20 protein-coding genes, 1 tRNA gene and 1 pseudogene are annotated in these 24296 nt (G+C 64.8%); 13 read left to right on the top strand and 9 right to left on the bottom strand.

Features of this window, described 5'->3' with window-relative positions; genetic code table 11:
- From ACFPOU_RS10725 to ACFPOU_RS10675, 11 genes and pseudogenes are all read left to right on the top strand, one after another.
- Positions 1 to 830: pseudogene (locus tag ACFPOU_RS10725) on the top strand (hypothetical protein); the annotation flags it as partial.
- Positions 815 to 1990, top strand: a complete 1176-nt coding sequence (locus ACFPOU_RS10720; RefSeq protein ID WP_379720524.1) for a T6SS immunity protein Tli4 family protein — start codon at positions 815 to 817, stop codon at positions 1988 to 1990. The pseudogene ACFPOU_RS10725 and the gene ACFPOU_RS10720, both read left to right, overlap by 16 nt.
- 9 nt (positions 1991 to 1999) lie before the next feature.
- On the top strand, positions 2000 to 2257 hold the full coding sequence (locus ACFPOU_RS10715) for a PAAR domain-containing protein (RefSeq protein WP_379720521.1): 258 nt from the start codon (positions 2000 to 2002) through the stop codon (positions 2255 to 2257).
- Positions 2258 to 2990: 733 nt separating this feature from the next.
- A complete protein-coding gene (locus tag ACFPOU_RS10710) occupies positions 2991 to 3695 on the top strand; it encodes a glutathione S-transferase family protein (protein WP_379720518.1) in 705 nt (234 codons plus the stop codon).
- A gap of 296 nt (positions 3696 to 3991) precedes the next feature.
- Entirely contained in the window at positions 3992 to 4468 is a 477-nt protein-coding gene (locus tag ACFPOU_RS10705) for a hypothetical protein (protein WP_379720515.1), read from the top strand.
- Positions 4469 to 4549: 81 nt separating this feature from the next.
- Positions 4550 to 4625: transfer RNA gene (locus ACFPOU_RS10700), tRNA-Lys, on the top strand.
- 287 nt (positions 4626 to 4912) lie between these two features.
- Complete coding sequence (locus ACFPOU_RS10695) at positions 4913 to 6889, top strand: TonB-dependent receptor plug domain-containing protein (protein ID WP_379720512.1); 1977 nt, start codon at positions 4913 to 4915, stop codon at positions 6887 to 6889.
- A 1-nt stretch (position 6890) separates the two neighbouring features.
- Positions 6891 to 7424, top strand: coding sequence for a YfiR family protein (locus tag ACFPOU_RS10690; RefSeq protein ID WP_379720509.1), 534 nt, complete (start codon positions 6891 to 6893; stop codon positions 7422 to 7424).
- A gap of 15 nt (positions 7425 to 7439) precedes the next feature.
- The gene (locus tag ACFPOU_RS10685; RefSeq protein WP_379720506.1) at positions 7440 to 9503 is read left to right on the top strand and encodes a putative bifunctional diguanylate cyclase/phosphodiesterase; all 2064 of its coding nucleotides are present in this window, start codon (positions 7440 to 7442) and stop codon (positions 9501 to 9503) included.
- Between the two features lie 53 nt (positions 9504 to 9556).
- Positions 9557 to 10150, top strand: a complete 594-nt coding sequence (locus ACFPOU_RS10680; protein ID WP_379720503.1) for an IMPACT family protein — start codon at positions 9557 to 9559, stop codon at positions 10148 to 10150.
- Positions 10151 to 10289: 139 nt separating this feature from the next.
- Positions 10290 to 11474 (top strand): MFS transporter, encoded by a 1185-nt coding sequence (locus tag ACFPOU_RS10675; RefSeq protein ID WP_379720500.1) that lies wholly within the window; start codon positions 10290 to 10292, stop codon positions 11472 to 11474.
- Positions 11475 to 11518: 44 nt separating this feature from the next.
- On the opposite strand, the gene ACFPOU_RS10670 is transcribed toward ACFPOU_RS10675, so the two are convergent.
- The 9 genes from ACFPOU_RS10670 to ACFPOU_RS10630 form a co-directional block, all read right to left on the bottom strand.
- Positions 11519 to 12253, bottom strand: a complete 735-nt coding sequence (locus ACFPOU_RS10670; RefSeq protein ID WP_379720533.1) for a slipin family protein — start codon at positions 12251 to 12253, stop codon at positions 11519 to 11521.
- Positions 12254 to 12441: 188 nt separating this feature from the next.
- Complete coding sequence (locus ACFPOU_RS10665; RefSeq protein ID WP_379720497.1) at positions 12442 to 13845, bottom strand: NfeD family protein; 1404 nt, start codon at positions 13843 to 13845, stop codon at positions 12442 to 12444.
- A 90-nt stretch (positions 13846 to 13935) separates the two neighbouring features.
- Positions 13936 to 14772 carry an HDOD domain-containing protein gene (locus ACFPOU_RS10660; protein ID WP_379720494.1) on the bottom strand — a complete coding sequence of 279 codons (837 nt, stop codon included), beginning with the start codon at positions 14770 to 14772 and terminating at the stop codon, positions 13936 to 13938.
- Between the two features lie 165 nt (positions 14773 to 14937).
- Positions 14938 to 16041 (bottom strand): BON domain-containing protein, encoded by a 1104-nt coding sequence (locus ACFPOU_RS10655; protein ID WP_379720491.1) that lies wholly within the window; start codon positions 16039 to 16041, stop codon positions 14938 to 14940.
- A 126-nt stretch (positions 16042 to 16167) separates the two neighbouring features.
- On the bottom strand, positions 16168 to 16848 hold the full coding sequence (locus ACFPOU_RS10650; protein WP_379720488.1) for a hypothetical protein: 681 nt from the start codon (positions 16846 to 16848) through the stop codon (positions 16168 to 16170).
- Positions 16849 to 16933: 85 nt separating this feature from the next.
- Positions 16934 to 18562 (bottom strand): methyl-accepting chemotaxis protein, encoded by a 1629-nt coding sequence (locus ACFPOU_RS10645; protein WP_379720485.1) that lies wholly within the window; start codon positions 18560 to 18562, stop codon positions 16934 to 16936.
- Between the two features lie 319 nt (positions 18563 to 18881).
- Positions 18882 to 20318 carry an efflux transporter outer membrane subunit gene (locus ACFPOU_RS10640; protein ID WP_379720530.1) on the bottom strand — a complete coding sequence of 479 codons (1437 nt, stop codon included), beginning with the start codon at positions 20316 to 20318 and terminating at the stop codon, positions 18882 to 18884.
- Positions 20319 to 20404: 86 nt separating this feature from the next.
- Complete coding sequence (locus ACFPOU_RS10635) at positions 20405 to 22009, bottom strand: DHA2 family efflux MFS transporter permease subunit (RefSeq protein WP_379720482.1); 1605 nt, start codon at positions 22007 to 22009, stop codon at positions 20405 to 20407.
- Position 22010: 1 nt separating this feature from the next.
- Positions 22011 to 23168 (bottom strand): HlyD family secretion protein, encoded by a 1158-nt coding sequence (locus tag ACFPOU_RS10630; protein ID WP_379720479.1) that lies wholly within the window; start codon positions 23166 to 23168, stop codon positions 22011 to 22013.
- Positions 23169 to 23278: 110 nt separating this feature from the next.
- Here ACFPOU_RS10630 and ACFPOU_RS10625 point away from each other — a divergent pair, with 110 nt between their 5' ends.
- Together ACFPOU_RS10625 and ACFPOU_RS10620 are read left to right on the top strand one after the other, a co-directional pair.
- Complete coding sequence (locus tag ACFPOU_RS10625; RefSeq protein ID WP_379720476.1) at positions 23279 to 23935, top strand: TetR/AcrR family transcriptional regulator; 657 nt, start codon at positions 23279 to 23281, stop codon at positions 23933 to 23935.
- Between the two features lie 133 nt (positions 23936 to 24068).
- On the top strand, positions 24069 to 24254 hold the full coding sequence (locus tag ACFPOU_RS10620; protein ID WP_379720473.1) for a hypothetical protein: 186 nt from the start codon (positions 24069 to 24071) through the stop codon (positions 24252 to 24254).
- Positions 24255 to 24296 lie beyond the last annotated feature (42 nt).

Here is a 24296-nt window from a genome sequence, read left to right as displayed (position 1 = left end):
GGCTGGTCTTTGCCGCAAAAAAAGGGAGGTCCGCTGAAAATCGTCAATTGATCAGCGCTTCCCTAGACGATTCATTCCTGTTTCCCGAAACCAAGGCGAGCATTTTGGGCATTAATGGTGAACATGCCACTGCCATCCTCGCCAATGCGCCTGCAGCTTTGGAACTATTTCCTGGTTCGGCCTATGGCAAAGGATGGCTCAAGGTCGTGGATGGGTCGGGGCGCGAGATGTGGAGCTGGCCCGGCGACAAAGCGAGTGCCTTGGAGAGCATTTACCTGCAACCGGTCGATCGATGGTGGCGACTGATCAACCCGAAATGGGTCAATCCGGGCGACGTGAAAGTAGCAGCTGGCGGGGGTATCGATGCCGTTATCGACCGCCTGAAAAAGGCCAGTAAATTTATCGAAAACATCAAGACTACCTTCCATCCGACCAGTTGCTACGGCAGCTTCTGTGCGTCGCCAGAACGCCTCAGCTATGGCGAGGTCGTATTCAAAGTGACCGATCCTGAAGTGTGGGACTCCCGCAACATCCTGCTTACGCCGGTCGAAAGTTGGAAGCTGGTGAGCGACGACGCCCAAGGCACATTGAAAGTCCAGACAGACAGCCGCGTGCTGACGCTCGTTCTGCAACCGCCGGCCGCGCCCGGCGACGAAACCGTCCCGGCCGCCCGCTCCGCCAAGCAGATTACCGGCAAGCTGTTCGTGCACGGCGAAACAAAAGGCAAGAGCTATGAACACCAGAACAGCTATGCCGACCAGGATGTGCTGGCGTCCCTGCTGTATTCGGTCGTCCAGATCGCCAAGACGGCGAAATGGCAGACATCGTGAAAAGCATCCTTTCCCCGAAGCGCGCCGCAATGCTCGCGGTATTACTCATCGCGCTGCTGTCGTTAGCTGGAAATTCTCGTACCTATGCCTACAAGGAGACCGCCGTGCCCGAACCAGTCAAGCTCAGCCCGCGCTTGCGCGCGCTGTTTGAAAAAACAAAGATTCTCTGTTTCGGCCGCTATGCGATCGAAGTGCCTCAGGAAGCCCAGCTTGTTTGGGGGGGTGCCTCGTTTCCTTCAGATATAGACATTATTTCGGGAGGTATCGAGAAGGCAAAACGCAGGGCGGAAGAAAAAATTGCAAAACTGAAACGAGAGGAAGATGCTGCTGAGATCTCCTACAACGGACCAGGGCCGATCGAGGAAAGCTGGCAGACGCGCTATTTCGAAGACGAATACAAAAAAGAGCGCAACGCGCTGTTCTTCGACACATATATCAGCAAGGGAGAGCTCACCTTCGTATTGGGTGACTCCATCGAGAAAGGCGAAACCGAAAGCACGGTAATCGCCAGGCAGCTCGCGCAAGCCAAGAGCTTGCGGCTACGCCCAGCGGAGGAAGTACCGACCGAACCGGGCTTCTGTATCGAACACGGATTCATCGCAGGTGACCGATACGGGGATTCAGAGAAGGTAAATGCAGGAATCTATTTGCCTAGCTTCCCGGACGTTACGTTCTCCGTCAGTTCCAACCAGAATGCTTACGGCGATTACGACAAGGCTGAGTTCGAAATGAAGCGCGACGAATTGTCCCTGCTTGCTCGCATCAAGGGTGCCCAGGATATGCAGGGCGTCCTTTACCCAAAGCGCGATGTTCTGCGCGAAGGCAAACGGGACGTGCAGCACTGGAAGGGCGAAGAATCTCTCATTCGCAGGCCCGACGGCACCCATGATTTCGAATGGGCCTTTGTCGGTACGCCGAGAGACGTAGCAAACCCTTCTGAATTTGGCGCCGCAATGTTTACCAAGGTCGAGGCCAATATGGTCGGAGCCGCCAAGAAGGCGTCGGTCAGCAACGACGAGGCTGTTGCGTTATGGGACAAACTCCTGTCCGGCCTGAAATTCCGCGTCAAGGTACCCGGCGCCCCCGAGGGTTCGTACTTCTTCCCAAGGGCAAACCTAACACGGCTGGCGCCGAGTAACGAGACACCGAGACCTCAATGAGGAGTGAGCATGAAACACGAAGGCCGTGGCGTGATTCGACTGAACGACCAGACCGATCATGGCGGCAAGGTCATCAGCGCCACGTCGGAAACGATTGCCATGGGCAAGGCAGCAGCAATCCAGGATGACATGACCTTTTGTCCAAAATGCAAGGGTAACTTTGCGATCAAACCCGACGGCGCAGGCGCAAAGCACAAAGGCAAGCCGTACGCTTACGACGGCGACGTCACCGAATGTGGCGCCCGCTTGATTAGCTCCCTCGCCTAGGGTGTTTCTGACTGCTTTCCAGAAGCCCCGTCTGTGAATCTCTACTCGCTGTCCGCTTCCCTGACCGTCTGCACAACGCGCTTAATGATATCGGAAATACTTGGGTTGCTTGTTCATGACTCCATTCTCTCAAACAATGGAGCCACTACAAAACCCGGGGTGGTTCACTCTCTCTCTGTGACGCATTTGTGACGTACAATTCGCCAACTATTGATTCTCACCCTTGAGTGACGTTGACTGTCGAGCTTGGCAAGCGTTGCAAGTCTTTGAATGTTAAGGTTTTCGTATTACGACCCGGCGACTTTTAATCCGTTGGTCGCAGGTTCGAATCCCGCACGGCCTACCACGAATTACCAAGAAGCCCACGCATTTCGGTGCGTGGGCTTTTTGCATGTCAGTGCCTATTTAATAGCGTCGAGGGACCTTGCCAAGCCGTCGATGTCGAGCGCTTCTCCACGCCCCCACCGTTATTCACCCCGGGTTCGCTCACGGCCGCGCCCGCGCCGCGTTGCCCGCCCAGCAGTCCGTTTTTATAGTTAAAAGCTATTGATTGTATAGGTGCAATTGAAAACAAAATTATCATTCGCGCTTTATAATCATTTCAAGCTTTCATGCCGTCCAGCCGCCGGCCGCCGTTGAAGCACGGCCGTCGACATCCACACATCCGACTAATCCAGCTTGGTCGCTGGGCGGTACCAGCCGCACGCAGCCGAGTTTGAAATGGAATCCATTCATGTCCGAATCCCTGAAACTCTACACATCGCCATCGGCCTTTCCCAACCCCCAGCGCCTTCGCCTGTTCCTGCACGAGAAGGGCATCGCCGACCAATTCGACGAAACGATCTATGACATGAGCCCGGGAGGCGACCAGCGCAAGTGGCCGCACCTGAAGCTCAATCCCTGGGGTGAAACGCCGACCCTGGTGCTGGCCGACGGCAGCTACCTGTCGGAAACGGCGGCCATCGTGCGCTATCTCGACCAGCAATATCCGGGGCGCAAGATCATGGGGGCGACTGCACTCGAGCAAGGTCAGGATACGATGTGGGAAAACCGTATCTGGACCCATATCCTGTACCGTATCGTGACCATGTTCCACGTCATGCACACCGGCCTCGGCCCCAAGCTGGAACTGACTTACAACCCGCAATGGGGCGAGCATTGCCGTAAGGAAGCGTTGTCCCACGCGGCGCTGGTCGACCGCCACCTGGCCGACGGGCGTGCCTGGGTCCTGGGCGGCGATGCACCGACCTTCGCCGACATCACGCTGTGTACGGCGATCGCGTTCTCCAAGTTCCCGGTCAACGCCACCCCGCTCGACGAGCGCTTCGAGCACCTCGATGCGCTGTGGCAGCGCTGGAAGGGACGCCCCAGCTTCCAGGCGGCGTATGCCGACGGAGGCAGCGGCCTCGACGAACTGGCCGACCTGCGCAAGCCCTGATCTCCGCGTTAAGAACTCTCGAATTCCGCACACTGAAGGCGCCATGGGTGATCATGGCGCCTTTTTCGTTGTGGACGACATATCGCAGCAGCCAGGCGAGGCGACTCCGCTCGCATTGACCGTCGCGCCGGAACGCTGTCTTCAAGCTGCGTTCGGTGGCGATCGTGCCGCGCAACATCCTGGGCGAGTGTCCTGCCGAACAGAAGAAGCCAGGAAATGATGCTAAAGTTTCCACATATTCCAACATGAGGCTTTCCGTGAAATACCTGCATAAAATTGGCGCCCTTGGCTATGTAATGATTGCCCTGCTCTTCTTTGTCTGCGGCTTCGCCCTGATCGTGCTTGGCGCAATCGAGATCTGGTCGGCGCTGCGCCCCAGCGATGAACAATCGGTCCAGGAGCGCTTCAGGCTGATTCTGGAATGCGTGGGCTTGCTGACGATCGCCGTCGCCGCGCTCGAACTGGGGCAGACCGTGCTGGAAGAGGAAGTGCAGCGTGCCGTGCATGTGAGCTCGCCGACCCGGCTGCGCCGCTTCCTGTCGCGTTTCCTGATCGTGGTCGTGGTATCGCTCGGCGTGGAATGCCTGGTCGGGGTGTTCCAGTTCATGCATACGAAGCCCGAGATGCTGCCGCACGTGGCGTCGATCGGTATCGCCGCCGCCATCCTGCTGGCGTGCTGGGGGGTGTTCGTGCGCATGAACGTCGAGGCCGAGAAGCTCGAACCGGAGGCCATGCGCCAGGCCAAGAGCGAGGACAAGGATGTCGCGACCTGAGCCGGGACGCAGGCTGGCGGACGGGGCAGGCACGAAGTCCTTGGACATTCGGAAGAGTCCGGCTATAATCTTGCCTTCTTCGGGTCGTTAGCTCAGCTGGTAGAGCAGCGGACTTTTAATCCGTTGGTCGCAGGTTCGAATCCCGCACGGCCTACCAAAGATTCAGCGAAAACGCCAACCGTCACGGTTGGCGTTTTTGTTTTTGGATCGAAATAGTTCGTGACGGTGCCGCGTCAGCGGATCAGACTTATTTCGCGGTCAATATTTCCATGTAAATACAAATCAAGAAAACGACAAATTCGTCATTTAATTGTTGGCATTCTTGACGCAGGGCACACGAAAATCTATCCTGAAAATGCTTTAGAGCAACTTTTCAATTAAGCATTTTCTTTCCTCTTAATGAACCTTCATCGAGTTCATGCCGCACTTTACCTGGCAAGCAGCTTGTCGGCCATCCACGGTTCTGACGCGCTGGCCTCGCCCGATGTCGCCGGCGACCTCACCCATATCAGCATCGAGCAACTGCTCAATATCGACGTCGTGACCGCATCCCGGCTTCCCCAGAGGATCAGCGAGGCGCCGTCGTCCGTTTCAGTGATCCTGGCGGACGATATCCGGCGCCACGGGCACCGCACGCTGGCCGATATCCTGCGCAGCATGCGCGGCGTGTATGTCAGCTACGACCGCAATTACAGCTTTGCCGGCACACGCGGATCCGGCCGGCCGGGCGACTTCAATACCCGCCTGCTGATCCTGATCGACGGACTGCGCCTCAATGATGTCGTATTCGACCAGGGCGCGCTCGGCACCGAATTTCCGATCGACATTTCGCTGATCGAGCGCGTCGAATTCGTTCCCGGCCCTGGCTCTGCGCTCTACGGCAGCAGCGCCTTCTTTGGCGTGGTCAACATCATTACCAAAAAGGGCGGCGCTTATGACGGCGCTACCCTTGAGGTCGGCGCCGCCAGCGCAGGCGGGCGCGAGGTGCACTTATCGGCTGGCAAAAAACATGGCCAGGCATCGGACATGCTCGTATCGGCATCGTCAGCGCGGCGCCGGGGCGCGGACCTGTATTTCCCTGAATTTGCCAGTCCGGCGGGCAACGATGGGATCGCGCGGGGCCTGGATCATGACCGTCAAAAACGTGTCTTTGGCAAGTTCACCTATGGTGACCTGGGTGCGCAAGCCTACCTGGCGCAACGTATCAAGGGCATTCCGACTGCATCGTATGGACAACAGTTCAATGACCCGCGCAGCCACACGGTCGACGAATACGCAGCCGCCAGCCTGACTTACCAGAAAGACCTGTCTCCCACGCTGGCAGCCTTTGCGAGCGTTAATCTGTCGCGCTACCGCTACGACGGTGTCTATATCTACGCGCCCGGACCGACTGCCAACATCGACCGCTCGGCGAGCCAGACCAGCGGCGCCGAACTGCGCCTGCTCAGCACCGGCATGCGTGGCCACCGGATCATCGGCGGCATCGAGTTCCTGGACGACCGCCGGCGCGCCATCAGCAACGCCGACATCGAACCGGAACTCAGCTATGTCCGGATCGACAAGCCAAAGCGGCGCGCCGCGGTGTATGTCCAGGATGAAGTGCGCCTGGGCGAGCAATGGCTGCTCAACGCCGGCGTGCGCCGCGACTTCGACTCCGAAAGCGGACATACGACCAATCCGCGCATCGCGCTCATTCATCACGCCACGCCCGAGATGACACTCAAGGGTATCTACGGCTCGGCCTATCGGGCGCCGAATGCCTATGAGCGCTACTACGCGAGCGACATTGCCAACACCAAGCTCAACCCCGCACTGCGTCCGGAACGCATCCACACCAACGAGTTCATCGCCGAATACTTCCCGATCGACCGGTTCCGCGCCACGATGTCGCTCTACCAGTACCGGCTGCGCGACCTGGTTGCCCTCGCAACCGACCCTGCCGACGGGCTGCTCGTGTATGCCAACATCGATGCAGCGCGCGCCAGGGGCATCGAACTCGAAGCGGAATGGCTGCGCGAAAACGGCAGCGCGTTCAAGGGCAGTGCCAGCTTTCAGACCGCACGCGACCAGAACACCAACGAGTGGCTCAACAATTCGCCGCGCAGGCTCGTCAAGCTGAGCTACTCGACCCCGCTACCGGACGAGCGCCTGCGCGCCAGCCTGGAATATCAGTTCACGAGCCGCCGCAGGACCACGCTCGACGATCATGTGGGCGGATTCGGCGTGCTCAACCTGACCTTGCTCGGGCATGTCCTGGACAACCGTATCGAGCTGGTCGCGAGCCTGTATAACGTACTCGACAAGCGTTACGCCGATTCGCCAAGCGAAGAGCATTTCGACAATGCAGCACCTCCGCGCTACCTGCGTTCGATCAGGCAAGACGGACGTAACTGGCGCGTGACCGCGACGTACAAGTTCTAAGATGATCATTTCCAGGATGGCCCGGCATTGCAAAGGCCTGTGCGTACTGCTTGGCCTGCTCTTGCCGGGGCCGCCCTTGCACGCCGTGCCAGCGGCCGAATATGCCGCCAAGGCAGCATTCATCTATAACATCGCGCTATTCAGTAAATTTCCTAATACCAATCCGATCGTGCGCCTGTGCGTACTCGGGCGCAGTCCGTTCGGCAATACGCTCAATGCACTGGAAGGAAAACCGCTTGGCGAGTCGGCGATCGCGCTTGCCTACCCGCGCTCGGGCAGCGAGGCGGTCGCGCAATGCCAGATCCTGTTCATCAGCGCCTCGGAAGCCCATCATCTCGACCTGCTTGCCGAATCGGCGCGCGGACTCGGCGTCATGACGATTTCCGACATCCGCGGCGCCACCCGCCTGGGCGTGATGCTCGAACTGGCCGTCGAGAACCAGCGCATCGTGTTCGATTTCAACGGCCCCGCCGCGCGCACCGCCGGCATCGTCGTCAGCTCGAAGGTGCTGCGCCTGGCCCGTACCGTGTATTGAGAACCCAGGGCCGATATGAACAGCTGGGTCGAATGGATCAACAGGCAGACACTGGCCAACAAATTCAAGTGGGCAAATCTTGTCACCAGCGGCAGCGTCATCCTCGCATCGACCTTATTCCTGGTAAGTATCCAGGTCTATTTCTTCACGATTAGCGTGGTGGCTCAGACCCAGGCATCGGCCACCGTCGTCAGCGAAAATTTATCGGCCGCGCTGGTATTCGACGACAGGGCAGCTGCCGGCGACATCCTCGCGGCACTGCGCGCGCTGCCCGACGTGCAGTCGGCGGCGGCCTTCGACCGCCAGGGCCGGCTCTTTGCCAGCATCGGTGCCCCGGCCGGGATGGCGCCCTTCGGCATGCGTTCGCGTCCGGACTATGTGCTCAGCCTGCATGAGGTCGTGATCGTCCATCCGGTCCAGGTCAGGCAGCAGCGCCTGGGCACGGTCGTGGTGCGCAGCTCCCTTTCGAGCGTCTACCACCAGCTTGCGCTCTACCTGGGACTGGCAATTCCGGTGATGTTCGCCTTGATGGCCGTGGCCCATCTGGTCCTGTCGCGCCTCCAGCGCTTCGTGACCGATCCGATCAACGAACTGTCGAAAGCGAGCGAACAGGTGTCGCGGCTGGGCGACTACTCGATCCGCGCGCGCGTTCCCGCTTCGGAAGATGTGGGTGCCCTGGCGCTCACGTTCAATAACATGCTCGACCGCATCGAGAAACGCGAGCGTGAACTGGAGAGCGAAATCGCCGAGCGCAGGCGCGTCGAAGCCAGGCTCGACCGGCTGGCGCATTTCGATCCGGTGACCCATCTGCATAACCGCCATTTCTTCAACGAGCGCCTGGAAGCGGCCGTGCTCCGTTCGCGCGAGCAGAACCGGCGCGCGGTGCTGATGTTCATCGACCTGGATAATTTCAAGGCGGTGAACGACACCCTGGGCCATGACGTCGGCGACGACCTGTTGCGTCTGGTTGCCCGGCAGCTGGCGGCTGAACTGCGCCATGAGGACATGATTGCCCGCATCGGCGGCGACGAATTTGCGATCCTGCTCGAACATGTCCACGACGTCGACATGGCCCTTGCGGTGGCGGCGAAATGCCTGGCCACGCTGGCCAGGCCGATCCTGATCGGCAGCCACGACATCCGCATCGGTGCGAGTATCGGCATCAGCATGTGTCCGGACGATACCCGGGATATGCACACCCTGCTCAAATATGCCGACACGGCCATGTACTACGCAAAAAACAATGGCAAGAATGCCTACCGCCTGTTTACGCCGGACATGCAGGACGATGCCGAGAAGCGCTTTGTTCTTGACAACAATCTGCGGCGCGCCCTGGAACGCAACGAATTCCTGCTGCACTACCAGCCCCAGGTCGACCTGCACAGCGGCGCCATCATCGGCGCCGAGGCCTTGATTCGCTGGCGCCATCCCGAACTGGGCTTGATCAGCCCCGCCGACTTCATCCCCCTGGCGGAAGAAAGCGGCCTGATCGTACCGATCGGCGCATGGGTGCTGCGCGAGGCATGCCGCGAACTCGGGCGCTGGCATGCGGCCGGCCATCCGGTACGCATGGCGATCAACCTGTCCGGGCGCCAGCTCCAGGAGCCGGGCATGGTCGCCTCGGTCTTGTCGATCCTGGACGAGGCCGGCATCGAGGCGCAGGCGATCGTGCTGGAGCTTACCGAAAGCATGCTCATGGATGCCTCGTCCGCCACCATCGAATGCCTGCATTTGCTCAAGCGTGCCGGCATCGAATTGGCGCTCGACGATTTCGGCACCGGCTACTCGTCGATGAGTTATCTCAAGACGCTCCCGATCGGCAGCTTGAAGATCGACCGCAGCTTCGTGCGCGACTTGCCGGGCGACGCCGAGGATGCGGCGATCACCAAGGCCATCATCGCCATGGCCAGGAGCCTGCGCATGAACGTGGTCGCCGAAGGCATCGAAACCGAGGAACAAGGACGATTTTTGCGGGAAAACGGCTGTGACAAGGCGCAGGGTTATTTCTATGGCCGGCCCTTGCCTGGCGTCCAAATGCGACAATTGCTCGACCAGGCACGCTCGGCCAGCGTCGTGTAGCGGCGAGGGCCGGCGCAGGCCTGTCCAGTGTTTCCAATTTTTATTCATACCGCATGCCACACACGCTCCAGACCTGCGCTCACCATGAGCTGATCATCAAGAAAAGCCGCTTCATCGCTTGCGTCCAGCCGATGGCGGACCGCGCCGGTGCCCAGGCGGCGGTCGTGGCGCTGCGCGGCCGCCATCCGCAGGCGGCCCATGTCTGCTGGGCCTTGCTGGCCGGCGGCCAGTCGGCCGCGGTCGACGATGGCGAGCCGAGCGGCACGGCCGGCAGGCCCATGCTCGACGTCTTGCGCCACCAGGACCTGGAAGGCGTGCTGGCGACCGTCGTGCGTTATTTCGGCGGCATCAAGCTCGGCGCCGGCGGCCTGGTGCGCGCCTATACCGACAGCGTGGCGCAAGCCCTGCTGGGCGCCGAGAAAGTCGCGATCGTCCGCCACGCGCAGCTGCGCTGCACGGCGCCGTATGCGCAGGAAGGCCTGATCCGGCGCGAGCTCGAGGCCGCGGGCGCCACCCTGCTCGAGGTCGTCCATGGCGATGCGGTGGTGTTTGCCTTCAGCCTGGCCGAAGCCGATGCGCCGGCCCTCGTCGCGCGCCTGAACGAGGCCGGACACGGGCGCATCGGCTGGCTTGGCGCCGAAACCTGAACGGCTTGCCATCAGGCGGCCGAATACCCGACATCATGCGCCGAAAGCGGACACGCCGGCCGGCACCGGCTATAGTGGCCGGTTCCACTCGGCCCGGCATGGCGCCCGGCCGGTGCCACCACTGTAAAGACACCTTATTTTGATCAAGAAAAGCCTGCTTCCGCTGGCCCTTGGCGGTTTCGGCATCGGCATGACCGAATTCGTCATGATGGGCATCCTTCCCGATATCGCCAAGGGTCTGGCCATCACCATTCCCCAGGCCGGTTACCTGATCACCGCCTATGCGCTCGGTGTCGTGGTCGGGGCGCCGACCCTGGTCAGCCTGGTCGCCAGGCGTCCACCGCGCACCGTGCTGGTCTGGTTCATGCTGATGTTCGCGGTATTTAACGCCCTGTCCGCGCTGGCACCGGATTTCTCGCTGATGCTGGTGTCGCGTTTTCTCGCCGGCCTGCCGCACGGCGCCTTCTTCGGCGTCGGCGCGGTCGTCGCCAGCCGCCTGGCCGACGAAGGGAAAGTGGCCGCCGCGATGGCGACGATGTTTACCGGCCTGACGCTGGCCAATGTCATCGGTGTCCCCCTCGGCACCTGGCTCGGCCACAACCTGAGCTGGCGCATGGTGTTCCTGGTCGTGGCCGCCATCGGCCTGTTCACGGCTCTCAGCCTGAAGCAATGGGTACCCGTCATCGAAGCGCGCCCGAGCGCGGGCTTGCGCAAGGACCTGGGCATCTTCCGCAGCCGCGGCCTGTGGATGGCGCTGGCGATCACCTCGATCGGCACCGGCGGCTTCTTCGCCTGGTTCAGCTATATCGCGCCGCTGCTGACCGACCTGGCGCGCTTCGCGCCAGGCCAGGTTCCGCTCATCATGACCGTGGTCGGCGTCGGCATGACGGCCGGCGTATTGGCGGGCGGCAGGCTGGCCGACCGCTGCGCGCCGATCCACGCCATCGTCATCCTGTTGACGACGATGACCGCCCTGCTGCTGATGAACGGCATGTTCGCCGCCTCGCAGCCGCTCATGCTGGCGCTGGCTTTTGCCACTGGCGCCAATGCGCTGGCGCTGGGGCCGCCGATCCAGATGCTCCTGATCGACCATTCGCGCAAAGCCGAGATGCTCGGCTCCTCGCTCGGCCAGTCGGGATTCAATATCGGCAACGCCACCGGCGCCTTCCTCGGCGGCATTCCGCTCACGCTCGGGTATTCGTACGCGGCCCCGCAATGGGTGGCGGCCGGCCTGGCCTTCACCGGCGTGCTGCTGGCGCTGGCGATGCTGTCGATGCGCGCTCCCCGGCCGCGACTGGCGGGTACTTCGAACCCATCCTTATAGCCAGGCATCGTCGTCCGCTCTCTCTTTCGTGCCGAGACAGGCTCTTAACGTTCCCTGCGCTCGGCGAGGCCGCCGCCGAAGCCGGCCAGCATGTCCACCGGCAGCGGGAAGACGATGGTCGTCGTCTTGTCGCTGGCCAGCGTCGCGAGGGTTTGCAGGTAGCGCAATTGCATCGCTCCCTGCTGCCGGGCCAGTACTTCAGCGGCCTGCATCAGCTTTTCCGATGCCTGCAATTCGCCCTCGGCATGAATGACCTTGGCGCGCCGCTCGCGTTCGGCCTCGGCCTGGCGAGCGATCGCGCGCACCATCGATTCGTCCAGGTCCACATGCTTGATCTCGACATTGGCGACCTTGATGCCCCAGGCGTCGGTCTGGGCGTCGAGCACTTGCTGGATGTCGATGTTGAGGCGTTCGCGCTCGGCCAGCATGTCGTCGAGTTCGTGCTTGCCGAGTACCGAGCGCAGCGTGGTCTGGGCCAGCTGGCTGGTCGCCTCCAGAAAATTGGCCACCTGGATGATGGCGCGCTCCGGATCGACGACGCGGAAATACAGCACCGCATTCACCTTCACCGAGACGTTGTCGCGCGAAATGACGTCCTGCTTCGGCACGTCGAGCACGACCGTGCGCAGGTCCACCCGCACCATCTGCTGCAGCACCGGAATCAGGATGATCAGGCCCGGTCCCTTCACCGACCAGAAACGCCCGAGCTGGAACACGACGCCGCGCTCGTATTCGCGCAATACACGGATCGACATGGCGAGCAGCACGAAGGCCGCCATGACCAACAGGGACAAGCCAAAGCCCAGTTCGAGCAGCATGACGCTCTCCTAATTAATTGACCGGAAATACATGTGAGCCAACGCGGCAACGCGCCGGTTCCCGCAGCTAACAACACTTTTGTTTCTGGGCGAGTACTGAGTGTAAATTGGTGGCCATAGCCGGGCGGCGCGAGCCGGTGCAAGGACGCTCATGGCGGCGCGCGTCCCGGCGGGAGCTGGTCCAGGGGCGCCACCAGCAGCACGCGCCCGCGCCGGCCCAGTACCCGCACCCGCTGGCCGCGCGCCAGGGGCGTGTCTGCCCGCACCCGCCAGGTCTCGCCGCCGACATTCGCCCACCCCTCGCGCACGGCGTCGCCCAGCACCTCGCCGATGCTGCCTTCGAGCGAGGCGAGCGCCTCCGGGCGCGGCCGGCGCCGCGTGCGCAAGGCGACCTGGGCCGTTGCGCCCACCAGCAGCGCCGCCGCCACCGCGACCCCGGCCACCAGCCCGAGCGGCAGGCCGAAGCCGGGCGCCTCACTGTCGAGCAGCAGCAGCGCGCCGATGACGAAGGCGATCACGCCGCCGAAGCCGATCACGCCAAAGCTCGGCAGGAAGGCCTCGGCCACCATGCAGGCCAGCCCGAAGAAGATCAGCGCCAGGCCCGAGTAATTGATCGGCAACAGTTGCAAGCCGTACAGGCCGAGCAGCAGGCAAATCGCGCCCACCACGCCCGGCAGCACGGCGCCCGGACTCATGAATTCGAACAGCAAGCCGTAGACGCCGACCGACAGCAGGATCAGGGCGACGCTCGGATTGGTGATGGCCGCCAGCAGGCGCGTGCGCCAGTCGGGCGGCGTGGCGACGAGCGCGGCGCCGGACGACGCGACGCGCCAGGGCTGGCCGCGCACGCTGACGCTGCGCCCGTCCGCCTGCGCCAGCAAGGCCGGCACATCGCGCGCGACGATGTCGATGACCTGCGCCTCGAGCGCATCGTCGGCCGACAGGCTGACCGATTGGCGCACGGCCGCCTCGGCCCAGGTGGCGTTGCGTCCGCGCAGCTGCGCCAGGCCGCGCAGGTAGGCGGCGGCATCGTTGACGGCCTTGTTTTCCAGCGTCGAGGGCTGGCCTGGCCGGGCATCGCCTGGCTTGCCCGCGCCGGGCGGGTCGGGACCGGTGCCGATTTGCACCGGGGTGGCGGCGCCGAGGTTGGTGCCGGGCGCCATGGCCGCGATATGGCAGGCATACAGGATGTAGGTGCCGGCGCTGGCGGCGCGCGCCCCGCCCGGCGCGACGAAGCAGGCAACGGGAATCGGCGCGGCCAGGATGGCGCGCACCGCGACCCGCATGGCGGAATCGAGTCCGCCGGGCGTGTCGAGCTGCAGGACGACGAGCGTGCGCCCGCTCTTGGCCGCCTGGGCGATGCCGCGCTCGATATAGTCGGCATAGGCCGGGCCGATCGGGCCATCGACGCTGAGCAGCGCGACGGACGGCGCGCCCGGGCGCGGCTGTGCCTGCGCGGCCTGCACGCCCAGGAGGAAGAGCAGGCAGAACATGCTCAGCAAGCACGGCAACTGCGTGATCGTGAACAGCAAGCGCGTCGGATGATGGTTCACACCTTCTCCTGCGGCGAATGGCTCCCTGCCCTTGGAAACGCTGGCCTCGTTCCTGGTTCCCAACCGTCCTTTGACCTGGATGGTCCTACTTTACACCAGCAGCGGCCCGCCCATCGCCCTGCAGGTGTCGAGCGCCTCCTGGCGGATGTCGTCGAGCAGCGCCTCGTCGATGACGAAGTCGAGCGCGCTGTCGGCATGCTCCGGCAGCGCCGGCGCCGGCGCACCGAGCGGCGAGGCGACCGGCGCATACTGGTTGGCCAGCAGCAACGTATCGAGCAGGGTCGAGGGCGGCATGTTGATCCAGGCGCGGCGCAGCTGGCCGATGGCCTCGGCCACCGGGGCCGGCACCGACAGTTTCTTCACTACCTCGAGGCCCACCACGTCCTCGCACAGCTCGCCCCATTTTTCCGGGTCGTCGTCCAGGAGCCCCGGGAATTCGTCGGCGCGCGAGAGCAGGTAGAAGCCGCCGACTTCATGGATGATGCCGGCGAACAGGGCCGTGTCGGGATTGACGCCCGTTACATGGCGCGCCAGCGACCAGGCCAGCGCCGCCACGTGCGTGGTGTGCTCCCAGAGCTGCTCGGCCTTGGCGCGCAGGCCGGGGTCCCGGATGCGGCTGCCGAACTGGCGCACGATCAGGCTGGCGACGAGCGCCTGCAGGCGCCGGTAACCCATGCGGGTAATGGCCGCGCGCACATTCGTCACCGGCGCGCCGCCGCCGCTGAAGGCGGCCGAATTGGCCAACGCCACGGTGCGCGCGGCCAAGAGCGGCTCGGCCAGCACGAGCCGGATCGCCTCGTCGAGCGGACAGTCGGGGTCGTCGAGCGCCTGCTGCAGGCGCAGCACCGCATTGACGCTGGTGGGGAGGGTGATATCACCGCGCGAGGCTTGCGCCACGATGTATCCGAAGGCTTCGAGTTTGTTCACCCGAAAATTATAACCGCCCATCTGCCGGGCCGCGTGTTTACCCGGCCGGCGCGGGCCGGCGGCGGCCCGAATGCGGCCTGCATGCGACAACGCGCGCAGACGCCGGGACGGCTGCGCGCGCTCGATGATGCACTTCGGCGCCGGGGCGCCGAAGCCGGTTGCGGCTTACTTGACCTTGATCGCGCTCTTCACGCTGGTGACGCCTTCGACTTCCTTGGCTGCCTTGATCGCTTTGTCGGCCTCGGCCTTGGTTTCGACGAAGCCGCTCAGCATGACGACGCCCTTCTCGGTCTCGACATGGATGCCCAGCGATTTCAGTTCCGGCTGCGCGAACAGACTCGCTTTCACCTTGGTCGTCAGCGCGGTGTCGGAAGCGGCGATGGCGGTGCTGCGGCCGGCGTCACGCGTCTTGTCGGCGGCGCGGTCGGTCGCGTTGTCGGCCTTGGCAGCGGCTTCCTTCGACTCTTCGCGGGTATTCGCGGCTGCCTGGCGGGTCTTGTCGCCGACGTTCTCGGCCGCGTTCTCGGTCTTCTGGGCCACGCTCGAGGCCACGGCCTTGGTCTTGTCGACCACGGTGGCGGCGACGTCCTTGGTCTTCTCGACCACGGTCGAAGCGACGGCCTTGGTCTTGTCGACCACGGTGGCGCCCGCGGCGCGGGTATTATCGGCGGCGCGCTCGGCGGCGTTCTCGGTGCGGCCGGCCATGGTCGTCACATTGCCCTTGCTGTCGACCAGGCATCCGGTGTTCGCGCCGCCGGCGCTCTGCTCGCACTTGGCGACCGCGGCTGCCTTGACCGGATCCCTGGTATCGGTGCTGGCGATCAGGCCGGCGTCGACGCCGCGCTCAGCCGTCTTGCCTTCGCGGCCGGCCTTGGCATCGGCCAGGGCGGCGGTGCGCACCGACTTGGCGTTGTCCATGCAGCTATCCTTCTCGGCGCCGGTGCGGGCGTCGCATTTTTCCTTGGCCACTTCGTACTCGGCCTCGGCAAGCTTGCTGCGCGCGCTGGCGCGGCCTTTTTCGGAATTGTTGTACTGGGCGACGGCGTTGGCCTCGGTGCGGGCGCGTTCGGCTTTCGCCTCGGCCTTGCAGATGTCCTTGTCGTTGCCGGTCTGGGCATCGCACTTGGCGACGGCGGTCTTGTACTCGGAAGCAGCCTTCTGGGTCACGTTGCGGTAGGTTGCCGGGTCGCGGTTCAGGTCAGCGGTTGGAGCGGCGGCGAAAGTAGCGCCGGCTGCGGTAGCCAGCAGGGTAGCGAGCAACGATTTCATGGCGGGGGTCCCTTGTGTCGGTTGTTGTGATATAGCCATTAAACGATGGCCCCACCCTCACATCTGTGCGACAACGTACGCTTGCCGAAGAAACCACGAAATACGGCCGGGCTGCCCGGCGCCGGATCAGTCGCGCAGCAAGCCGTCCCGCCACACCGGCTCCACATCCTGGAACGGCGCCTCGGCCTTGCCGAAGCTGCCGGCGTCGCGCGCCAGCTCGACCCAGACCCGGGTGTCGTGCCCGCCGCGCGCGGTCTGCCCGCCGCGCACCGCGCTCAGCCAGGCGTGGACGCGCGCGTAGGCGCCGGGGTTGCTGTGGCGGGTCCAGGCCAGCGCCGCCAGGTCGGCATAGGCCTCCTCGCGGCGCGACTCGCGCAGGGCGCGCGCGATGGCCAGCAGCGAGCCGTCGCCAGCCGTTTCCTCGCCGTCTTCGACGAAGCCGGCGGGCAGCGCGTTCCAGGCGCCCTGGGCATGACGCCAGCAATGGGCAATCTCGTGCGCCGCCATCGCTTCGATCAGTTCGCCCTGGGCGTCGACCGGAATGCCCGCAAGGACCGCCTCGGCCTGCGGATTGCCGCGCAGCGACAGCACCAGCTTGCAGCGGCCGCCGGCATACCCGATCGCCAGCGGCACGTCGGTCGGCCGCGCCTGCGGCTGGACGATGATGTCGATCGGCAGTTTCAACGACTGCGAATAGGAGAGGACCGGGGCCGCCGCCTGCAGCCAGCGCTGCTCGAGCGCGGTCAGGTCGGCGGCCGGGGCCGATGCGCTGGCCAGCAGCGCCAGGAAAACCAAAGACTTGGACATGGAAGAAATCCGGGTTCGATGAAATGCCTCAAGGCAATTCTAGAACCGAGATTATCTTCCCGAGCAGAAATATTTTTGTCCCTGTTCAAACCGACAACGATAATGCCGGACGCTGCGGCGTGGATGCAACACCGCGCCCCGCCTGCTGTTCCGTTTTAAAGACACTGACGACTTCGGCCAGGGTCGCGGCCTGGTCCTGCAGCGAGGCGGCGGCCGCGCTGGCCTGCTCGACCAGGGTGGCGTTCTGGCGCGTCGCCTCGTCCATGCGGCCGATGGCGCTGTTGACCTGCTCGATCCCGGCGCTCTGCTCGGCGCTGGCCGAACTGATCTCGGCCATGATGTCGGTCACGCGCTTGACGCTGGTGACGATTTCTTCCATCGTGCTGCCGGCCTCGTCGACCAGGCGCGCGCCGGCGTCGACACGCTCGACCGAGCTGCCAATCAGGGTCTTGATCTCGCGCGCGGCGGCCGCCGAACGCTGGGCCAGGTTGCGCACCTCGGTGGCGACGACGGCAAAGCCGCGGCCCTGCTCGCCGGCGCGCGCCGCTTCCACCGCCGCGTTCAGGGCCAGGATGTTGGTCTGGAACGCGATGCCGTCGATGACGGCGATGATGTCGACGATCTGCTTCGACGAGGAGTTGATCGAGGCCATGGTTTCGACCACCTGGGCGACGACGGCGCCGCCCTTGCGCGCCACGCTGGAGGCCGACTCGGCCAGAGTATTCGCCTGGCGGGCATTGTCGGCGTTCTGGCGCACGGTGCCGGTCAGCTCCGCCATCGAGGCGGCGGTGTCCTTCAGGGTGTCGGACTGGTTTTCGGTGCGGTTCGACAGGTCCTGGTTGCCGGCCGCGATCTCGGTCGAAGCGTTGGCAATCGTCAGGGTGCCGCTGCGCACCTGCGCGACGATCGCCACCAGGCTGTCGCGCATGCCCTGCATCGCGAACAGCAAACTGGACTGGTCGCCCGGCGCGGTGCTGATGCGCACGCCGAGGTCGCCGGCGGCGATGCTGCGCACGATCTGGGCGGCGTAGCCGGGCTGGCCGCCGAGCTCGCGCATCAGGCCGCGGCCGATGAACCAGGCGCCGAGGCTGCCGGCGGCCACGGCGATCGCGCACAGGATCGCCATCCAGGTAAAGAAGCTGCCCGTCAACGCGCGCGCTTCGGCCGCCGAATCCTTGTTGAGCTGTTCTTCGAAGTCGATCAGGCGGTTCACGCTGGCCAGCCAGGCGACGAAGGCCGGGCTGGCGCTTTGCGCCAGCAGCGTGCGCGCGCCGTCCACGTCGCCTGCCAGGCGCAGTTCGGTTACTTTCGCGATCAGGGGCTGGGTCTTGCGCTCGGCTTCCTTGATCGCGGCCAGTGCACTCTTTTCATCGGCCAGGATATCGGTACGGGAAGCGAACATGGCGTCCAGGGCGACGCCGGCACGCTCGTAGTTGGCGGCCAGCACGCGGATCTGCTCGATGGCCGGCTGCGCCGCGGCGTTGTCGCTGGCGAGCACCACATCGCGCAATGCAATTGCACGGTCATGCACGCTGCCGCGGAAATTGATCGCATGGCGCTGCTTGACGTTGTTGACGTCATTGATGCGGTTCAGGGTGGCGTCGATGTCGCCGACGCGGCTCACCGCCAGCGCCGTCAACACCATCATCAGCGCCAGGACGGCACCGAAACCGAGCGCCAGCCTGGCGCCGATCGTCATTTTCGAAGAGAACATGGTAGCTCGCTATAGTCAGCCGGAATCGCGCTCCGGTGCGCCCTATGGCAAGTATTGCCATATAGAAATAAAGAAGGACTATAGCAGAACTCCCGGGGCATTCGTCAGATCTGCTTGGATGATGAACACCACTGTTGTAAATTGTCGAATTTGTCGAAAAGACATGCTTGCTGCATGCCTTGCCGGTCAAGGCGGCCGCCGTCGCGCAGGCCGGGCGAACGCGCCTCGGTCGAACACGTAATGCGCTCTTCGCCGCCCCGATCGGCTTGACCGTGCCGCGTGGATGCCGCCGGCGGCGACGGCGGTCGGGTACGCGCCGTCAGCGCAGCGTGGCCGCCGCAGGCGCTTGCGACCATCCTCCACCGAGCGCGCGCGCCACGGCCACCGAGGCCAGCAAACGCTGGGTACGGATCTGCGCGGCGGCGCGGTCGGCGGCCAGGGCGCTGCGCTGGGCATCGATGACGTCGAGATAGGTCGACATGCCGCGCTCGTAGCGGGCCTGCGCCACTTGCAGGCCGCGCGCGGCCGCTTGCTGGGCCTGTGCCTGGATATCGCCCTGCTTGCGGCGCTGCTGCACGTCCGACAGCGCATCTTCCACCTCGCGCAGGGCGGCCAGCAAGCGGTTCTCATGGTCGGCCACCGCTTCCTCGTAACGCGCCTTGTACAGCGCCAGGTTCGCCTTGTTGCGCCCGCCGTCGAAGACCGGCAGCGACAGGGCCAGCGGCCCCACCGAAAACTGGCGCGCGCTGCCGCCGGCCAGTGCGCGCAGCGATTCCGAGGCGTAGCCAAGGTTGCCGGTCAAGGTCAGCGACGGGTAGAACATGCCTTCGGCCATGCCGACCTGGGCGTTTGCCGCGCGCAGGTTTGCCACGCTGGCCGCCAGGTCCGGACGCTGGGACAACAGGCTGGCCGGCAGGCCGACGGGGATGGCCGGCGGCAGCGGCAAGACCGGCTGCGGTTCGGCGGCGATCAGGGGCGTGCTCGGCGAGACGCCGACCAGCACCGCCAGCGCGTGCTCGGCCCGGTTGCGCTGGCGCTGCACTTCGTGCAGGTCGGCTTCGGCGTTGGCCCGTTCGATGCGCGTGCGCGAGACGTCGAGTTCATTCGACAGGCCGGCATTGAAGCGCGCCTCGACCAGCTCCTGCGCTTCGCTTCGCGCCGCCAGCGCGCCGCGCAGGGTCGCGGCCTCGACATCCAGGCCGCGCAGCTGCCAGTAGCTTTGCGCCACCTGGCTCGAGAGCAGCAGCAGCACGCCGTCGCGGTCGTCCTGGGCGGCCAGCGCCTGGGCGTCGGCCGCTTCGACCACACGGCGCACGCGGCCCCACAGGTCGAGTTCATACGACAGCGCGGCGCCGGCGCTGAAGTTGTTGCCCTCGATCGCACGCCCGCCCAGGGCCAGCGCCTGCGAAGTCTCGGCCGAGGTGCGCGCATTCGATAGGCCCGCATTGACCGACACGTTCGGCGCCTGGCCGGCGCGCAGTACGCCCAGTTGCGCCTGCGCCTGCAGCAGGCGCTGCGCGGCCGCTTTCGCGCCCGGGTTGTCGCGCAGCGCGCGTTCTTCCAGGCCGCTCAGGGTGGCGTCGGCGAAGACGCTCCACCAGTCGGCCGGCAAGCGCGCACTATCGGCCGGCACGGCGGCGACCGGCTCGACGTGGCGGTAGCCCGGTGCCTCGAGCGCCTTGGGCGCGGCGAAGTCGGGGCCGATGGTGGAGCAGCCGCCCACCATCGCGGCCAGCGCGGCCAGCGCGGCGGCCATGCTTGCAGCGCGCGCGCGGCGCGGGACCAGCCTGGCGCGGGAATCGAACATCGTTTTTCTCATCTCTTGGACTCATCTTCCATTGATCAGTGGCCGTCGCCGCCGGCGCCGCCGGGGGACTTGACCTTGTCGGCGCACCAGATGACGGCGATGCACGACACGAGCACCATGCCGACGATCCAGAAGGCGTCGTTGTAAGCCATCACATACGACTCGCGCCGCACGATGCGGTCGAGCGCCGCCAGCGCCTGGTGCGCCGCCGCGGCCGGATCGATGCCCCTGGCGACGAAGGCCTGCGTCAGCTGCTCGATGCGTTCCTGGGTCGGCGCGGCATAGCTGGAAACCGATTCGCCCAGGCGCGCCGAGTGGAAGTGCTCGCGGTTGGTCAGCGTGGTCGCCAGCAGCGCGATGCCGACCGAGCCGCCCAGGTTGCGCGTCATGTTGAACAGGCTCGATGCCGACGGCATGTCTCCCGGCGCGATGCCCTGCATGGCGAAGTTCGACAGCGTCAGCATCACGAAAGGCTGGCCGATGGCGCGCACGACCTGGGTGAGCACCAGCTGGTCGTAGCCGCTGCTGGCATCCATGAAGGCGTTCATCAGGCACGAGCCGCCGAACAGCAGCAAGCCGAAACTGCACAGGATGCGGTTGTCGATCTTCGAGGACAGGGCCGCGGCAAACGGCATCACCAGGAGCTGCGGCAGGCCGACCCAGGCGATGACTTCGCCGATCTGCATCGGCGTGTAGCCGGCGATCTGGCCCAGGTACAGCGGCAGCAGGTAGGACGAGCCGTACAGGCCCATGCCGGTGACGGCCGAGAGCACGGTCGCGACCAGGAAGTTGCGCTGCCCGTACAGGCGCAGGTTGACGAACGATTGCTGGCGCGTGAAGCTCGTCGCCACCCAGCCGAGGATGCCCACCAGCGCCAGCGCGGCGAAGGTGATGATGAACTGCGAATCGAACCAGTCCTTCGAGTTGCCCTCTTCCAGGAAAATCGTCAGGCAGCCCAGGCCCATCGCCATCAGGCCGATGCCGAGCCAGTCGGCGTGGAGCAGCTGCCCGACCTGCGGGCGCTCGCGGTCCAGGCCATACACCATGCCGGCGATGAGCAGCACGCCGGGCACCCAGTTGATGTAGAAGATCGAAGGCCAGCCGTAGAGCTCTGACAGGTAGCCCCCCAGGGTCGGGCCCATCGCCGGCGCCAGGGTGGCGGTCAGGCCGAAGATGGCCATGCCGACCGCGCGCTTGGAACTGGGCAGGCGCGTCATCACGAGCGTCATCGCCATCGGGATCAGGGCGCCGCCGGTGAAGCCCTGCAGCATGCGAAAGACGATCATGCTTTCCAGGTTCCAGGCCGCGCCGCACAGGGTCGAGAAGACCACGAACAAGGCGGTGGTGCCGATCATGTAGCGGCGCACGCCGAAGGCGCGGGCGAACAGCGCAGTCATCGGAATGACGACGATCTCGGCGCACAGGTAGGCGGTCGAGATCCAGGACCCCTCTTCCTGGGTCGCGTTGAGCGTGCCCAGGATGTCGCGCAGCGAGGAATTGGTAATCTGGATGTCGAGCACCGCCATGAAGGCGCCCAGCATGCCGGCGGCCACCGCGATCCAGGTGCGCAGGTCGACGTGCGCGCCGGCCGCGGGCGCGCCGGGGAAGACGGCGGGCGCCGTCCGGGTGGTACTGGTCATGTCATTTCACCGGCTGCGCCGAGGCGGTGCGTGCCGGCGCGGCGGCTTTCGGCCCGGCCTCCTGGCGCAGGTCGACTTCGGCCACCACCGACATGCCCGGCACCAGGCGGCCCGCCAAGCGCTGCACGTCGGCTGGCGCCAGCGTGATCTTGACCGGCACGCGCTGCACGATCTTGGTGAAGTTGCCGGTCGCGTTATCGGCTGGCAGCAAGGCGAACTGGTTGCCGGAAGCTGGCGAGAAGCTGTGGACGCGGCCGACCAGGCGTTCGTCCGGCAGCGCGTCGACCTGCAGCTCGACCGCCTGGCCGGGCTCCAGGCCCGCCAGCTGGGTTTCCTTGAAATTGGCGGTGACCCAGACCTTGTCCTCGACCACGGCAACGAGTTGCTGGCCCGGCTGGACGCGCGCGCCCACTTCCACGCTGCGGCGGCCGATGCGGCCGTCGACCGGCGCCAGGATGCGGCTGTAGGTGACCTGCTGCCTGGCGTCCTTCAACTGCGCCTGCAGCACCTTGATCTGGGCCTTGAAGACGTCGCGCGCGGAGGCGGCGGCATTGATCTGGGCCTGGGCGGCGCTGGCGTTGTCGCGGCGCGCGTTGACGTCGGCCGCGGCGGCGGTGCGCGCGGCGTTGGCGGCGTCGACTTCGGCCTTCGAGACGGCCTTCATCTGCTTCGTGTACAGCTGGCTGAAACGCTCGGCGTCCTGGCGCGCGCGCAGCGCCAGGGCCTGCGACTGGCCGACCTGGGCTTGCGCCGCCTGGGCCTGGGCCCGTACCTGCTCCAGTTGCGCATCGGCCTGGATCACCTGCTGGCGGGCGCTGGCGATCTGCGCCTCGATCTGCTCGACGCGCACGTGCTGGTCGGCCGGGTCGAGTTCGGCGATCACGTCGCCCGCCTTCACATGCTGGTTGTCCTCCACCAGCACGCGCGTGACGACGCCGGCGATGCGCGCCGACACCGGATGCACGTGGCCGGCGACATAGGCATTCTCGGTCTCGACGAAGTAATGGCTGCGGTACCACATGCGGCCACCGGCGAGGATGGCGGCAATCGCGATCAGCGCGACCACGGCCAGCACGCGCTTGTTGGGCGGGGTCTTGCCGGCGGCGGATGGAGGATCGCCGAGCGGCTTCTGCTCGAGCGAAGGCTGCGTTTGGGACATGAAGCAACTCCGAAAATGGATGAGGGTTTCCTGCATTATTCGGCAAGCGCTCCAGTTCGTCAAGAAATGAAACGATTGCATTTCATTTGTGCCTGAACTACAGTGGCGCCATGAGCAAAACTCCGCAAACAACGGGCGCCGCGTGCCTGCGCGGCGCCGGCCGCCCCAAGGCAAGCGACGTCGAGGCGCGCATGCAGGACTTGATCGAGGCCGCCGCGCGCCTGTTCCTGGCCAACGGCTATACCCGCACCAGTCTCGAGGCGATCGCGCGCGCCGCGCGGGTTGCCGTGCGCACCATCTACGTCAAGTTCGGCGGCAAGGCCGGCCTGCTCGACGCCGTGCTGCTGTCGCGCCGCGACGAATTCTTCCGCATGGGCGACATGGCGCAGGACTTGCGGCCGTTTCGCGACGTGGTCGACGACTTCGCGCGCCAGTTCTTCGACCTGCTCTGTCAGGATCAATTGATTGCGATGCAGCGCGTGGTGATCGCCGAAGCGGCCGACAATCCGGAACTGGCCCACACCTTCTACGATGCCGGTCCGCGCCCGACGCGCGAGATGCTGGAGCGCTTCTTTGCGCGCGCCGATATCCGCGAACAATTGCGCACCGACCTGCCTTTCGAACAATTGCCTGCGATCTTACTCAACGCAATTTCCGGCGACGCCATGCAGCGCTTCATTTTTCCGCACGACCAGCCGACGCGCGCCGAAGCACACCGCCTGCTGGCACAGCGTCTCGCGCTGTTCTATCGCGCGGTGCTGAAGTGACCGTGCGGCCGGGCGAATGTGCGTCATCGCACCGATTCGAAGGCGACGCGCATGACAAACTGGCCCTCTATTTCAAGGAGGATGTCATGGATATCAACAAGAACATCACGGCGGTCCGGCGCAAGGGGGCGGCATGAGCAAGTCTTCCCGCTATGAATGGCGCGACCAGCAGGCTTCCCTGCAAGAACGCGTCAAGGGCTTCCTGCTGAACCCGGGCACCGAGCAGCTCGACGCGGTGGTCGCCGAAATGCGCGCCTACGCCGATGCCGCCAGGTCCGGCCACATCGAGATTCCGCAAAGCTGGACCAGCTACGGCTGAGCGCCGGCCGGCGCGCCCCTGTCAACATGCCGCCCGGCTCGC

Source organism: Massilia jejuensis, from assembly GCF_042656795.1.
GTDB classification, from domain to species: domain Bacteria; phylum Pseudomonadota; class Gammaproteobacteria; order Burkholderiales; family Burkholderiaceae_D; genus Telluria; species Telluria jejuensis.
This window is presented reverse-complemented; position numbering and strand designations above follow the sequence as displayed.